Raw genomic sequence first — 13,848 nt, forward strand, 5'->3', positions numbered from 1 at the left:
CTGTCAATTATTACGAACAGCGTCAAGTGTAACACTCATCTGACGCGCCTCGCGGGTGCGGCGGGCGAGCGGGAGGTCGTAGACCGCCGTCGCGCCGTAGCGATGGGGCGCCTGCGGATCGCGGCGGCGTTTGTCCAAGGTCAGCACGCGGGTGCCGAGGGAAAACGCCTCCTTGATGTCGTGCGTCACCATCAGGATGGTGAGGTTGTAGTCCTCCCATAGCCGCGTGATGAGGACATGCATGTCGGCGCGGATGCCTGGATCAAGCGCGCCGAAAGGCTCGTCGAGAAGGAGGATGCGCGGCCGCTTCACGAGCGCCTGCGCGATCGCCAGACGCTGCTGCATCCCGCCCGACATCTGCGCCGGATAGAGGTGCATGCTGTCGCCCAGCCCGACCGCGTTCAACATCTCCGCCGCCTCCGCCATCGCGGCCCGGCGTGCCGAGCCGAACAGACGGGCGGTGAAGGGTGCCTGCGCACATTCAAAGCCGAACATGGTGTTGCGGAGAGCCGAGAGGTGCGGGAACACGGAATAGCGCTGGAACACCACGCCGCGATCCGGCCCGCATTCGGGGGCGAGCGGCGTGCCGTCCAGGAGGATCTGGCCGCGCGTCGGCACCTCCTGCCCCAGGACGACGCGCAACAGGCTGCTCTTGCCGGCGCCGGAAGGTCCTACGATCGAGACGAAGGAGCCCTCCGCGATGTCGAGATCGACACGTTCCAGCACAACCTTGTCGCCGTATTCGACCCAGACATTCTGGAGGCTGAGGAGTACGCTCAATGCTGCCCCCCATGCGCCCAGGGGAAGCCGCGCCGACTCGCCCAGGCGAGCGCCGCGTCCATCATCACCGCCAGCACCGCGATCCACGCGACATAGGGGATGATGATGTCCATCGACAGATAGCGGCGGACGAGGAAGATGCGGTAGCCGAGCCCGACATCGGCGGCGATCGCCTCCGCCGAAATCAGGAACACCCAGGCCGGGCCGAGCGACAGCCGCACCGCCTGGATGAGGCGCGGCATTGCCTGCGGCAGCGCGACGCGGAGCATCAACTGCCAGCTGTTCGCGCCCAAGGTCTGCGCCTTGATCATCTGTTCGCGCGGAAGGGCGGCGATATGGCCGGCGACGTCGCGGATCATGAAGGGTGCGATGCCGATCACGATCAGGGCAACCTTCGCGGTCTCGCCGAGCCCGAAGGCGATGAAGAGGATCGGCAAGAGGGCGATCGGAGGGATCACCGCGATGCCCGTCACCAGGGGCCCGAACGTCGCCCGAACGGGCGGCAATACGCCGAGCACGAGGCCGACGAGCAGGGTCGAGAGCGTCGAGATCGCTACACCGATGGCCAGCCGCTGCAGGCTGGCGAGCGTGTCGGCCCAGAACACGAGTTGGCCGGACAGCGGGTCCGCCTCGAACAGCAGCGCCGACATCGCCTCCACCATGCCGCCGGGCAGCGGCAGGATCTTGTCGCTGGGGTTCGCCGCGTGCCGTCCGGCCGCGATCACGATGTAGACGATCAGCAGGAGCACGATCGGCAGCGCACCCAGCAGGATGCCGTTCCCGCGTCCGATCCTTCGGTTTACCAGGCGCATGTCCGGCGCGGCTCAGAGCTTACCGTCCGCCGCCATCTGCATGTAGCTGGCGTCGAAGCGGAGGGTGACGTGGGCGGCGTCGCCCAGCGTCTTGTTGCCGGGGAACGAAATGCCCACCGCATCGGCGGTCTTGGCACCCTGCCCGAACAGGCCCTTGGAGAAGCTGAAGTCGCGGACGCGGGTCATGGTGGTGACGAGCGCTGGATCGGAGGTCGCGGCCACCGCAGCCTTCGGATCGGCATAGAGATGGGTGGTGGTCAGCTGGCTGTCGAACATGGCGGGCGTCGCACCCGAAAGCTTCGCCATGGCCGCCCGCGCCGCCTTCCCCTCGGCATCCTGCCGCTGCATCAGCGCCACCGTCTCGTACCAGATGCCCGCCAGCGCCTTGCCGAGATTGGGATTGGCCTTCAGCGTGGCGGTATCGACCACCAGCAGGTCGAGGATCTCGCCCGGAATCTCGTGGCTGCTGAACACCTGCTTCGCGCCCGGCGTCTGCTTCATGACGGTCAGCTGCGGGTTCCAGGTGACGGCCGCGTTGACGGAAGGCGTGGCGAAGGCGCCGACGATGTCAGCGTCCGACGTGTTGACCGTCTTCACGTCGCTCATCTTCAGCCCGGCCTTCTCCAGCCCGCGCGCGAGGAGGTAGTGGGAGACCGAGAGCTCGACGAGATAAACCTGCCGCCCCTTGATCGCGGCAAGGCTGTCGGCGCCCTTCAGCACCACGCCGTCATTGCCGTCGGAATAGTCGCCGACGATGATCGCACTGGTGTCCTTGCCGCCGGCCGCCGGGATGGTCAGCGCGTCCATATTGGCGACCGTCACGCCATCGAACTTGCCCGCTGTGTACTGGTTCACCGACTCGACATAGTCGTTCACCTGCACGACGTTGATCTTGATGCCGTACTTGTCGGCCCATTTCTTCACGATGCCGGCCTGCTGCGCATAGGGCCAGGGCATCCAGCCGGCATAGATCGACCAGCCGATGCTGAACTCCTTCTTCGGCTCCGGCGCGGAGATCGAGGATGGCGAGCAGGAAGCGAAGGTAAAGGCCACGCTTGTCGCGGCGATCATCCCTGCGCGGCGGAGCTGATGAAGCATTTGATTCGTCCCCTTTGCAGTGCAGCATTGCCGCAAAGTTTTCGGATGTCCACGGGTCATTATTATTATTGCCTCGATTGGTAATATCGTTCTAGGCTGCTGTATCGCGGCGGAATCCTCGTCGGTCCGCAAGACGATAGTACCGGGGGGTATGCATCGAAAGACGTTCAGCCAACCGCGCCTCGCCGCGCGGCGATCGGGAGTTTTCGATGGCGCAAAGCTTGACCCAGACCACCACCCCGCCGGCACCGATCCCCGGATCGGCATGGGTCAATCCGAACGGCAACCCGGACCTCGACTACAATCCCCCGGGCGTGAAGAACACCGACAGTGCGCTCCCGCTGCACCGCAAGGGGATGGTCTACCACGACTACGACTGCGTCGGCCCGGCGCCCGGCACGATCGCTTTCCCGTGGATCCACGGGTCTGAGGTTGCCGCCAAGAACCGCGACCCGCGCGTTCAGGTGGTGCAGTACAACGAAGACACGTTCATCATGCGCCAGAATGTCTGCGTACACTGGCAGGCGCCGTTCACCTACCTCCTCTTCGGCAACAAGGGCGCGCTGCTGATCGACAGCGGTGCCACGGCCGAGCCCGAATACTATCCGCTGCGCGAGACGGTCGATGCGATCATCACCCGCTGGGCGCAGGCGCGCGGCCGGCGCACCGTTCCGCTGACGGTCGCGCTCACCTCCGGCGAGAACCTCGCGCAGAACCAGGGTCTCGGCCAGTTCGCCGGTCGGCCGGATACGGTGATCGTGCCCAAGCCTCTCGAGGTGATGAAACGGCATTACGGCCTGTCGGGCAACTGGCCGTCGGGCGTCGGCAAGATCGACCTGGGCGACCGCGTGGTGGAGGTGATCCCCACCCCCGGCGCGCACAAGGACGGGGTCAGCTTCTACGATCCCTATTGCGACATCCTGTTCACCGGCGACCTGATCTTCCCCGGGCGCATCAACATCGGCAACGATCGCGATTTCGTCGCCTCGCTGGAGCGGCTGAAGAGCTACACCGCCAGCCATCCGGTCCAATGGATACTGGGCGGCCATATCGACATGCTGTTCGTGCCGGGGAAGGCGTTCCGCCGGTTCACCACCTTCAAACCTTACGAACGCATTCTGGAACTGCCGGTCACAGCGCTCGACGAGGCGATCCAGTACGGGCGCGAGGTGCGGGGCAAGGACATGGTGCTGATCCGGCCCGACTTCATCCTGTTCAACGGGGTCAGTCCCGATCAGCGGACCAAGGTCTGGCCGGAAGGCGTGCCCGACATCCAGCCGCCCTTCTTCTTCTGAGATCCGGGAGACACGCCTTGGACCGCCGCACCTTCCTCACCTACAACGCCGCCGCCGCCGCGATCCCGTTGGCGGGCGGGGGCCTTTCCAGCCTCGCCCAAGCCGCGACCCGGCCGGCACCCATCGACTTCAAAAGCAACCTGCCCGCACCCGGCACCTTCCCGGCCAAGTGGATCTGCGGATCGAAGTCGGCGATGGACAACACCGATCCGCCCGTTCACGTCCACTGGTACAACCCGCACACCGCGATCCTGCGGCAGAACAAGGCGTACAGTTACGAGGCGCCGTTCGCCCCGCTCTACTTCGGCAACGATCGGGTGCTTCTGCTCGACGAGGGCTACACCCAGCTTCGCAACGACTGGGACCTGCGCGGTGTGGTCGACCAGTGCATCGAGGAATGGTGCGCAAGGAACGGCCGCGATCCGGCCAGCATGGAGCTGATCGTCGCGTTCAGCCACCTGCACGACGATCACTATTTCGCGGTCAACCAGTTCGCAGGCCGGCCGCACACCCGTTATATGGGCCAGACCCATGAAGAGATGGTCGGTTTCTGGGGAATGACCAACTTCCCGGAACAACGCGTATCCCTCGACTTGGGCGGGCGCGAGATCCTGATCTGGGGGTCGCCGGGACATGTCGTCTCGGAATTCGCCTATTACGACAGCTATACGCAGATCCTCTACACCGGCGACATGTTCTACCGGGGCCGGTGTTACATTAGTTTCTGGCAGCCCTGGTTCGACAGCATGAAACGGCTGATCGACTTCGTCGACACCCATCCGGTCAGCCATGTGATGGGTTGCCATGTCGAGATCAGCAAGGATGGCGAGGACTATCCCTACGGCGTCACATGGCAGCCGGACGAGGCGCCGGTGCAGATGACGGTGCAGCAGCTTCGCGAGGCTTGGGCGATGGCGCAGACCATCAAGGAACCGGGGATCTACTTCACCGGCACCGTCTTCCTCTGCAACCAGACGCGCGGCCTGACGACGATCGACAAGAACCCGTATCGCTATGCTTGAGGGGACGACCATGAAGCGCGCGCTTGTCTTGATGCTGATGCCTGCCACCGCCTTCGCGGCACAGCCGGAGCCGTCCGCCCTTCGCGAGAAGGAGATCAGCGTGCCGGGCTTCGCCGATTTCCTGGCGGTGGACGGCGATACGGTGTGGACGACCAATGACGGCCGGGTGGAGCAATGGTCCACCTCGGCCAAGAAGGCCGAGGTGGCGGTGCCACGCCCCTGCGGCGCGATGACGATGGCCTTTGGCTCGCTCTGGGTGGCGAACTGCAAGGGCGGCGAGGTCTACCGCATCGATCCGAAAGCCGCGAAGCTGTTGGCGAAGATCCCCGCCGGCATCGGGCCAAGCGGCGAGTTGAACGTGGTGGCTGGCGCGGGATCGATCTGGGCGCCGAGCCAGACGGCGGGCAAGATCGTCCGCATCGACCCCGCCACCGACAAGGTGGTGGCGACCATCGATGCAGCCCCCGACACCTCGTACATGGCCTTCGGCTTCAACGCGCTGTGGGCGGCGAGCGGCAAGGCGGAGACGCTGCAGCGCATCGATCCCAAGACCGATGCCGTTTCGCATACGGTGAAGCTCGGCAAGCAGCCCGGCTTCCTCGCGGCGGGCGAAGGTGGCGTCTGGGTGCAGGAACAGGGCGACGGCACGGTGGCGCGGATCGACCCGGCGACGGTCATGGTCACTGCCCGCGTGAAGGTCGGCAAGACGCTGACCTATGGCGACATCGACACGGGTGGCGGGTTTGTCTGGCTGCGGACGACCGAGGACCAGACCTTCGCCGCGATCGATGCCAAGTCGCTTGCGGTCGTCACCCGCGCGGGCAAGCCGGCGGGCAGCGGCGCGCTGCGCTATACCCCCGCCGGCATCTGGACGACCGCGCATGATGTCCACACGCTTTCGTGGTGGAGCGCACCGTAAGGGTGGAGCAGAACCCACGAATCGCCCAATTTCTTTGCAGGTACCAAGTGCACCTGCCGCTTTTCTGAGCGTAGTCGGCAAGTGACTGATTAACTTCGGATTTTATCGACAGTTTGCAGGCACTTCGGGGTTAATAATACCCTTGACGGGTTTCGTAATATCGATAGCGTGCAGTGTTACAGAACGACGTAACCGAGAGAGGATCAGGAAAGACGGGCCGGGGAACCGGCCGTTTGCGGTGGAGATTGCCGATGGACCAGTCATTGCCGGGCAATTCCGCTCCCTCGGGGGGCGCCGCCACGGTCTATACTTCGTTGACGACCCAACTGGTCAACCTCATCCCGCCGATGATGGTTCTTGCTGCCATTCTGTTCTGGTGGTTGGCACCCCTGTCGATCGCCGAGAACCCGTCCACGTTGCTCGCGACCGGCGCGGTGTCTATCTGCATCATTCAGGCGCTTGAATTCGTCTTCGAGCGCCACCCAGGCTGGCGGATCAACTGGCGCGAGTTCGCGACGGATCTGTTCTACGTCGTGCTCGGCTACACCGCGATCGCCTGGGCGACGGAGGCGCTCGCCGAAACGCCGCTGAAGGCGGTGAAGGCCTCGCTCGGCATCGCCACCCCATGGGTCACGCAATTGCCGTTTCTGGTGCAGGCGGCGCTCGTCATCTTCCTTATCGAGGTCGGCCAGTATTGGATGCATCGGCTGATGCACAATACGGCCCCGTTCTGGGCGACCCATGCGCCGCATCACCACATCACCCAGCTGAACGCGTGGAAGGGTTATGTCGGCAATCCGATCGAGCTGTTCCTGATCAGCCTGAGCGTGGTCGCCCTGTTCGACTTCGCCACGGCGCCGGTGTTCTGTGCGGTCAGCGTGCTCGGCATCGTTTCCGGCTTCGCCCATGCCAATGTTCGCGCCAATCCGCCGCTGTTCTACTCGTTCGTCTTCACGACGATCCGGCACCACAGCCTGCATCATTCGACCGGTTTTGATGAGACGCGCTGCAATTACGCCAATTCGCTGATCCTGCTCGACCGGATCTTCGGCACTTATCGCGAGGGCGAGGCGTCGGTCGTGGGGCAGGACGAGCGCAAGCGGCTGTCGATCGCCGAGCAGTTCCTGTTTCCGTTCCAGCCCGCGATCGCCGCCGTGAAGGCGCGGCGGCAGGGGTCGGGAATGCCCGCTTAAATATTCCGACGCACCGGACGCCGGCAAGCGGCGACGGCGGACCGTAAGGTTCAAGACAAGGCCGGAGAGACCCGCAAAAGGGCCGACCGGTATCGGGAGAGGGAGGACAAGAACGAAAAGGGGGTCACCGAATGTCGTATCGTGCCAAGTTGAAATTGGGCCTGTTGTCCGCAACCGTCCTCACCGCCGCCGGTCTCGCCAAGCCCGCCTGGGCGGCGGAGGCCGAAGCGGCGGCGGCAGCACCGGCGGCTGAAGATGACATCAACGACATCGTCGTGACCGGCTCCCGCCGCGCCACCACGATCATGGACACGCCGATCAACATCGCCGCGATCGGCGCGGAAGAACTCGCTCGCCAGCGCGTCGACGACATTCGCGACATCGCCGACTTCACGCCCGGCATCACCATCTCCGACACGGGCCCACGCTCGACCGGCTCGATCGTGCTGCGGGGCCTGAGCGCTTCGGACACGGAGGCCAGCGGCGCCACCTATGACAATGCGATGGGCATCTATTTGGGCGAGGTCCCGCTCTATTACGACTTCAAGCTGATCGACATCGCGCGGGTCGAAACGCTGCTCGGGCCGCAGGGCACACTCTACGGCCTGGGCACGCTCGCCGGCGCGATCCGCTACATCCCGAACCGGCCAAACGTCACCGACTTCGAAGGCGAGGCGCATGGCCGCTTCTACGGCAAGAACCACGGCAGCAAGGCGGGCTATCAGGCCGACGGGATGATCAACATCCCGCTCGTGCGCGATCACGTCGCGTTCCGCACGGCGACAGGCTATTACTACGACCCCGGCTTCATCGACTATCCGCTGATCGTGAAGGAACCCGGCGTCTCCCTGCCGCAGCCGGACGGGCCGGACAGCATCAGCGATGCGGGGTATGACGCGAACCTCCGCCGCGCGAAGGACCTCAACTACGAGAAGACCTTCACCACTCGCAACCAGCTTCTCCTGCAGACCAGCGAAGACCTGAAGCTCACGCTCACCTACGCCTATCAGCAGACCAAGACCGGCGGCGTGCAGTCGAACAGCGCCGGCGTTCTCGGCACCGGCAAATATGAGAGCGCCGGTCGTTATGAAGAGCCGACGAAGCGGCGCGCCCATCTGGTCAGCGCGGAAATCAACGCCAACATCGCGGATATCGCGGATCTGGTGTCGACGACGGCCTATACGAACGTCCGCACCGAAGGCGTGGGCGACAATACCGACCTGCTTCTCGATCTCGACTATGATTACGAGCTGTTCCCGGCTTTCACGAGCTGGAACGAGCGGGACAACCGTCGCAAGCAGTTCAACCAGGAGGTCCGCCTCGTTTCCCGCCATGGCGGCCCGTTCAGCTGGGTGCTCGGCGGCTTCTACAACGAGCAGAAGCTGAAGAGCGATTATTCCGAGCACCTGCCCGGGCATCCGTGGGTCGATCTCGCCACCAACCCGGAAGAGCTTGAGTACGTCTCCTACACGAACTCAAAGGTCACGGAAAAGGCGGTGTTCGGCGAAGGCTCGTTTCACGTCACGCCGGAGTTCCAGGTGACCGGCGGTGCGCGGTACTTCAAGTATACGTCCGAAGTCGCGGGCGCGGCGACCTTGCCGCTGCTTAACCAGCCTCTCGACCCGCGCGACCTGCCGGTCAACGGCGGCAAGTCTTCGAAGGACGGCTGGGTGTGGAAGTTCAACAGCTCCTATAACTTCAGCCGCGACCTGATGATCTACGCGACCTACAGCAAGGGATATCGTATCGGCGGCCCGAACACGGTCGCGCCGTGCCAGCTTCCGCTGCCGCCCGGCCAGAACATCTGCGCCCTGCCCGACGAGCTGCAGTTCGGGCCGGACAGCACGAAAAACATTGAGGTCGGCGTTCGTACCCAGCTGTTCGACCGCAGGCTGAGCTTCAACTTCAACGTCTTCCACATCAAGTGGAGCGGCATCCAGCTTGCGTCCGCAACCCTGAACGGCATCGCCGGGATCACGGTGAACGGCGGGTCGGCCAAGTCGAAGGGGTTCGAGACGTCATTCCAGCTCCGGCCCGTGCCGCGGGTGAGCATCCAGGGCAGCTACTCCTACACCGACGCGCAGCTGACCAGCAACGTGCTGTCGATCACGCCGGTCAACGATCCGGTGGGCTATCCGAGCGACCCGATCCGGCTCGACGCGTTCGACGGAGACCGCCTGCCGGGCTCCGCCAAGAATTCCGGCAGCCTGGGTGCCACCTACACGATGCCGTTCAAGGAAGGCGAGTTGATCGCCGACTGGACGGCAACCTATCGGGGTAACGTCATCTCCCGCCTGGGCTGGGAACGGACCTATGGCGACAAGATCCCCAGCTTCGTGCTGCATCGCGCGTCGGTGATGTACGAGACCGACGGCTACAGCTTCGGCCTGTTCGCCAACAACATCTTCGACAAATATGCAGTGTCGTCGGTGGAGCAGGACCGTTCGCGCATCGGTGTGAACGATGGGGTGCGGGTACGTTACTACAAGCGCGCTGTCGTGAACCCGCGCACCTTCGGCATCGAGGCGCGGATCAAGTACTGATCGGGTCAAGGGGCGCTCTCGCGGGAGGGCGCCCACTCCCTATTTTCGAGTTGAGATCCCCTGCCCGTCCAGCCAGGCGCGCGCCTCCTCCATCGCCGCCGCGTTCGCCCGCCATTTGCCGATGGCATCGGCGTTGATCGGGCGGCGGACCTGGGCGGCGCTGGGGGTGGCGACGGCGGCCTTGTTCTCGTGGAACGAGAGGCACGCCGGGTTCCAGCCCAGCCCGCAATGGGCAAGGAGGGCGCGGGTCTCCCCCTCCTGATCGGCGACCAGCCCCTCATAGGACAGTTGAAGCACGCGGCCGGGGAACAGGCGGTTCCAGAGCGCCATCAACCGATCGAAGCGTGCGTAATAGCGGGCCGTGTCCATCAGGTCGTAGGAATAGGCGTAATAGGCCGACTGGCTTGCGAACAGGTTCTTGTAGTTGCTCCAGATCGTGTCCATCGGATCGCGGCGGAGGCAGACGATCCGCGCGTTCGGCAGCGCGCGGGCGATATGGCCGATATAAAGAAAGTTCGCCGGCAGCTTGTCGATGAAGCGCGGCACGCCGGTCGGCAGATGATGCGCCGCCCGCGCGAGAAAGGCGGCACCGATCGCCGCCGGATCCACACCGCCGCTCGCGCGGATGGTCTCCGGATCGACGACGGTGCGTGACGGTGTGCCGGCCAATTGCTTGACGGCGAGCGGCATGGCCTGAAGCTCCCCCGCCGAACCGACCTCGGGGTGCGAGGAGAGGATGCGATCGACCAGCGTCGTGCCCGTGCGCGGCATTCCGACGACAAAGATCGGCGCGGGATCGGGATCGCCTGCACCCTCCGCCAGCCGCCCGCCATCGAACAGCGCCTCGATCGCGTCGAAGATCGCGGCATCCTGCGCGAAGTCGTAGCCGAGCGCCCGCTTCTGCGCAGCATTGGCCTGGGCGAGGTGGTGGAATGCCTCCTGCCCCTCGCCAATGTCCTCCAGCTCCTTGGCGAGGGCATAGCGGATACGGAGCGCGTCGCCGGGTTTGTCCGCAGACGCAAGGGCGGTACGAAGACGCGGGACGTGGTTGGCACCCGCCGCCTGGCGCGAGAGGATGGCAAGCGCGTAATGCGCGCGAGCATTGCCGGGATCGGCCGCGATGATCGCCTCGTAATGGCCGCGCGCCTCCTCGACCCTCCCGGTGAACCCGCTCGCCGCCGCGAGATTGTAGCGGTAGTCGAGGTTGCCCGGCTCCGCCGCCACCGCCGCCGAGAAGGGGGCGACCGTCGCCTCATGGTCGCCGAGCCTGGCCAGCACGCAGCCGGCGGTGTCGAGGGTGAGTGCGTCCGCGGGGCCGAGCGCCAGTGCGGCGCGCGCCGCCTCACCCGCCTCGCCATCGCGGCGCAGAAGGATCAGCAGGCGGGCGAGTTGCGCCAGATGCTCGGCGCGTGGCCCACGCTCCACCGCGGCCTCGATCAGCGGGACCGCCTTGGCGGGCTGCCCCGCCTGGGCTGCGGCCATGCCGAGGAGGAAGAAGCCCGTGGGGTCGTCGGGGTGCTGCTCGACCAGCGTGCGCGCGGCGCCGACAGCGGCTTGCAGGTCGCCGCGCCTGAGGGCGGCGCGGGCTTCGGTTTCCGTGAGTGGCGTCACTTTACGGCTCGGTACCGGGCCAAAGCCATCTAGCAATCCTCGTTCGCGAGCGGGTCGCTTATTCGGTCTCAGGGTCAAAGGAGTGGCAAGGATTTCCCGACAATTGAAGCGCAATCTTGTGCCGTCGCCAAGGTTACAGCGGCTGCTTGGAATTGAGAGCGATGGATCCCCGCCTTCGCGGGGATGACGGGGGGCGCGGAGCGCGGGTTCCGATCCTTCAATTCCGTAGGAGACATCTCGCAGCTCGGATAAACGTGTCGCGCGCCGCAAACCGCCCCCTTGATCGATACCGCCGATGGTCCCAATTGAGCTACATGCTGATCGAGACGGAAGCCACGCCCAACCCCGCCACGCTGAAGTTCAATCCGGGCCGCCCGGTGATGAGCGCGGGGAGCCGCGACTTCGCCGATCCCGAGGAGGCGGAAAGCTCGCCGCTCGCCTCGGCCCTGTTCAGCCTGGGGGACGTCGAGGGCGTGTTCTTCGGCTCCGACTTCATCTCGGTCACGGCGGCGCCCGGCGTCGAATGGCGCGACCTTAAGCCGCAGGTCCTCTCCGTCCTGCTCGACCATTTCTCCTCCAACGCGCCCCTGTTTACCGGCGGCGGTGCCGACGGCATCGACATCGCTGATGACGGGACCTTCCCGGAGGACCCGGAGGATGCCGAGATCGTCGCGCAGATCCGCGAGATCATCGACACACGGGTACGCCCGGCGGTGGCGCGCGATGGCGGCGACATCGTCTATCGCGGCTTCGACAAGGGCGTCGTCTACCTGGCGATGCACGGCGCCTGCGCAGGCTGCCCTTCTTCGACCGCGACGCTGAAGCAGGGCATCGAGAGCCTGCTGAAGCATTACGTGCCGGAAGTGGTGGACGTCCGCGCCGCCTGATCCGTTCTTCAAATCGGGGGATTTATGACCGCAGCCTTGAACGACGCCGCGCTTGACCAGCTGTTCCGCACGGCGCGCAGCTACAACGGCTATCTCGACAAGCCCGTGAGCGAGGCGCAGATCCACGCCATCTGGGACCTGATGAAGTTCGGGCCGACCTCCGCCAACCTGCTGCCCGCGCGCTTCGTCTGGTGCACCTCGACGGAAGCGAAGGAGAAGCTGGCCGGGTTCGCCAGCAGCACCAATGCGGACAAGATCCGCAAGGCGCCGGTGACCGTCATCGTCGGCATGGACATGGAGTTCTACGAACACGCGCCGCGCCTCTTCCCCCATGCCGATGCGGCATCCTGGTTCCGCGGCAATACCGCGATGGTGGAGGCGACCGCGGTCCGCAACAGTGCGCTGCAGGGCGCCTATCTGATCATGGCGGCCCGGGCGCTTGGGCTCGATACCGGGCCGATGTCGGGCTTCGACAATGCGAAGGTGGACGAGGCGTTCTTCGGTGGGACGACCGTGCGCTCGAACTTCATCTCGACCCTCGGCTATGGCGATCCCGCAACGATCTTCGACCGCCTGCCCCGCCCGCCTTTCGAAGAGTTCAACCGGGTGGCCTGATGGCGGTGCTGGTCATCGACACGGCGACCGCCGCCTGCTCGATCGCCCTGATCGAGGACGGCCGCTGCCTTGGCGAGGCGCATGAGGTGGTCGGGCGCGGCCATGCCGAGCGGTTGCTGCCAATGATCCGCGACCTGCTGGGCGACAGGGTGCCGAGCGAAGTGCTGGTCGATTGCGGGCCGGGGAGCTTCACCGGCATCCGCGTCGGGATCGCCGCGGCGCGCGCCTTCGGCCTTGCCTGGGGTGTGCCGGTGCGCGGCTATTCCTCTCTGACCCTCATCGCGGCCGGCCATGCCGCAGGCGGGGCGGCGGCAGTCGCCATCATCGGCGGCCATGGCGAGCTGTTCGTCCAACGCTTCTCCGCCGCGCCGCGCCGCGCGGTGACCGAGCTTGCCTCGCTTCGCCCGGAGGCGGCGGCGGAGGTGGTGCCGGAGTTTCGTGTCCTCGGATCGGGGGCGGCCGATCTGGTGGCCGCGCGGGGCTTCGGCGAGGCGGTGGATGCGCTGCCCCGTGCCGCCGACGCGACCCTGCTGTCCGAGGACGAGACCGCACTGCCCCCACGCCCGCTCTACGGCCGTGCGCCGGATGCGAAGGCGGCGGCGTGAGCGAGGCGCTGCGCATCCTGCCCGGCACCGTCGCGGACCTGAACGAGGTGATGGTCACCATGGCCGAGGCGTTCGATCCGCGCTTCGGCGAGGCATGGACCGCCGCGCAATGCCGGGGGATGCTGGGGACGCCGGGCCTCTGGCTAATCCTCGCCCGCCATGGCGATGAGCCGGCGGGCTTCGCCTTGGCCCGCGTCGTGGTGGACGAGGCGGAACTCCTCCTGATCGCGGTTCGGCCCTCCGCACGGCGGCTGGGCACGGGGTCGGCACTGGTCGGGGAGATCGCGCGCATTGCGGCGGCCAACGGCGCGCGGCGGCTGATGCTCGAAATGCGCGACGGCAATCCGGCGGCGCGGCTCTATTCAGCGGCGGGCTTTGCCGAGATCGGGCGTCGGCCGGGCTATTACACCGGACGCGAGAAGGAACGATTCGACGCGATCACCCTAGGACGATCGTTGGATAATTGAC

Annotated in this window: 13 protein-coding genes; 9 read left to right on the forward strand and 4 right to left on the reverse strand. The window is 65.7% G+C overall.

The window, feature by feature from the left end; translation table 11 throughout:
* Positions 1–3: 3 nt before the first annotated feature.
* From ACM608_RS11600 to ACM608_RS11610, 3 genes are read right to left on the reverse strand one after another with little or no spacing between them, the layout of a single operon-like run.
* Positions 4–780: an ATP-binding cassette domain-containing protein gene (locus ACM608_RS11600; protein WP_419683375.1), complete on the reverse strand. Its 777-nt coding sequence runs from the start codon at positions 778–780 to the stop codon at positions 4–6.
* Complete coding sequence (locus ACM608_RS11605; protein ID WP_419683376.1) at positions 777–1,592, reverse strand: ABC transporter permease; 816 nt, start codon at positions 1,590–1,592, stop codon at positions 777–779. Before ACM608_RS11605 ends, ACM608_RS11600 begins: the two co-directional genes overlap by 4 nt.
* Before the next feature lie 12 nt (positions 1,593–1,604).
* Positions 1,605–2,690, reverse strand: a complete 1,086-nt coding sequence (locus ACM608_RS11610) for a putative urea ABC transporter substrate-binding protein (RefSeq protein ID WP_419683377.1) — start codon at positions 2,688–2,690, stop codon at positions 1,605–1,607.
* A 209-nt stretch (positions 2,691–2,899) separates the two neighbouring features.
* On the opposite strand from ACM608_RS11610, the gene ACM608_RS11615 reads away from it, so the two are divergent.
* The 5 genes from ACM608_RS11615 to ACM608_RS11635 all read left to right on the forward strand — a co-directional run bounded on the left by ACM608_RS11615 (position 2,900) and on the right by ACM608_RS11635 (position 9,662).
* A complete protein-coding gene (locus tag ACM608_RS11615) occupies positions 2,900–3,985 on the forward strand; it encodes an MBL fold metallo-hydrolase (RefSeq protein WP_419683378.1) in 1,086 nt (361 codons plus the stop codon).
* A gap of 17 nt (positions 3,986–4,002) precedes the next feature.
* Positions 4,003–5,007 (forward strand): MBL fold metallo-hydrolase, encoded by a 1,005-nt coding sequence (locus ACM608_RS11620; RefSeq protein WP_419683379.1) that lies wholly within the window; start codon positions 4,003–4,005, stop codon positions 5,005–5,007.
* 10 nt (positions 5,008–5,017) lie between these two features.
* On the forward strand, positions 5,018–5,926 hold the full coding sequence (locus tag ACM608_RS11625) for a YncE family protein (protein ID WP_419683380.1): 909 nt from the start codon (positions 5,018–5,020) through the stop codon (positions 5,924–5,926).
* Positions 5,927–6,177: 251 nt separating this feature from the next.
* Positions 6,178–7,119, forward strand: coding sequence for a sterol desaturase family protein (locus tag ACM608_RS11630; protein WP_419683381.1), 942 nt, complete (start codon positions 6,178–6,180; stop codon positions 7,117–7,119).
* A 131-nt stretch (positions 7,120–7,250) separates the two neighbouring features.
* Positions 7,251–9,662 carry a TonB-dependent receptor gene (locus ACM608_RS11635; RefSeq protein WP_419683382.1) on the forward strand — a complete coding sequence of 804 codons (2,412 nt, stop codon included), beginning with the start codon at positions 7,251–7,253 and terminating at the stop codon, positions 9,660–9,662.
* A 39-nt stretch (positions 9,663–9,701) separates the two neighbouring features.
* On the opposite strand, the gene ACM608_RS11640 is transcribed toward ACM608_RS11635, so the two are convergent.
* Entirely contained in the window at positions 9,702–11,273 is a 1,572-nt protein-coding gene (locus ACM608_RS11640) for a sulfotransferase (protein ID WP_419683383.1), read from the reverse strand.
* Between the two features lie 314 nt (positions 11,274–11,587).
* On the opposite strand from ACM608_RS11640, the gene ACM608_RS11645 reads away from it, so the two are divergent.
* From ACM608_RS11645 to ACM608_RS11660, 4 genes are read left to right on the forward strand one after another with little or no spacing between them, the layout of a single operon-like run.
* Positions 11,588–12,160, forward strand: coding sequence for a NifU family protein (locus ACM608_RS11645; protein WP_419683384.1), 573 nt, complete (start codon positions 11,588–11,590; stop codon positions 12,158–12,160).
* Between the two features lie 24 nt (positions 12,161–12,184).
* Complete coding sequence (locus ACM608_RS11650; protein ID WP_419683385.1) at positions 12,185–12,775, forward strand: malonic semialdehyde reductase; 591 nt, start codon at positions 12,185–12,187, stop codon at positions 12,773–12,775.
* On the forward strand, positions 12,775–13,380 hold the full coding sequence (gene tsaB / locus ACM608_RS11655) for a tRNA (adenosine(37)-N6)-threonylcarbamoyltransferase complex dimerization subunit type 1 TsaB (RefSeq protein ID WP_419683386.1): 606 nt from the start codon (positions 12,775–12,777) through the stop codon (positions 13,378–13,380). Before ACM608_RS11650 ends, tsaB begins: the two co-directional genes overlap by 1 nt.
* Positions 13,377–13,847, forward strand: a complete 471-nt coding sequence (locus ACM608_RS11660; RefSeq protein ID WP_419683387.1) for a GNAT family N-acetyltransferase — start codon at positions 13,377–13,379, stop codon at positions 13,845–13,847. Before tsaB ends, ACM608_RS11660 begins: the two co-directional genes overlap by 4 nt.
* The last annotated feature ends 1 nt before the right edge of the window (position 13,848 follow it).

The sequence above is a fragment of the Sphingomonas sp. ID0503 genome, assembly GCF_048565625.1.
Lineage (GTDB): Bacteria > Pseudomonadota > Alphaproteobacteria > Sphingomonadales > Sphingomonadaceae > JBLZUR01.

Excerpts from the sequence above, each read along its gene's own strand:
- ACM608_RS11625 (WP_419683380.1), top strand. The coding sequence starts at position 5,018 with ATGAAGCGCGCGCTTGTCTTGATGCTGATGCCTGCCACCGCCTTCGCG.
- ACM608_RS11610 (WP_419683377.1), bottom strand. The coding sequence starts at position 2,690 with ATGCTTCATCAGCTCCGCCGCGCAGGGATGATCGCCGCGACAAGCGTG.
- ACM608_RS11645 (WP_419683384.1), top strand. The coding sequence starts at position 11,588 with ATGCTGATCGAGACGGAAGCCACGCCCAACCCCGCCACGCTGAAGTTC.
- ACM608_RS11650 (WP_419683385.1), top strand. The coding sequence starts at position 12,185 with ATGACCGCAGCCTTGAACGACGCCGCGCTTGACCAGCTGTTCCGCACG.
- ACM608_RS11615 (WP_419683378.1), top strand. The coding sequence starts at position 2,900 with ATGGCGCAAAGCTTGACCCAGACCACCACCCCGCCGGCACCGATCCCC.
- ACM608_RS11605 (WP_419683376.1), bottom strand. The coding sequence starts at position 1,592 with ATGCGCCTGGTAAACCGAAGGATCGGACGCGGGAACGGCATCCTGCTG.
- ACM608_RS11635 (WP_419683382.1), top strand. The coding sequence starts at position 7,251 with ATGTCGTATCGTGCCAAGTTGAAATTGGGCCTGTTGTCCGCAACCGTC.
- tsaB (WP_419683386.1), top strand. The coding sequence starts at position 12,775 with ATGGCGGTGCTGGTCATCGACACGGCGACCGCCGCCTGCTCGATCGCC.
- ACM608_RS11630 (WP_419683381.1), top strand. The coding sequence starts at position 6,178 with ATGGACCAGTCATTGCCGGGCAATTCCGCTCCCTCGGGGGGCGCCGCC.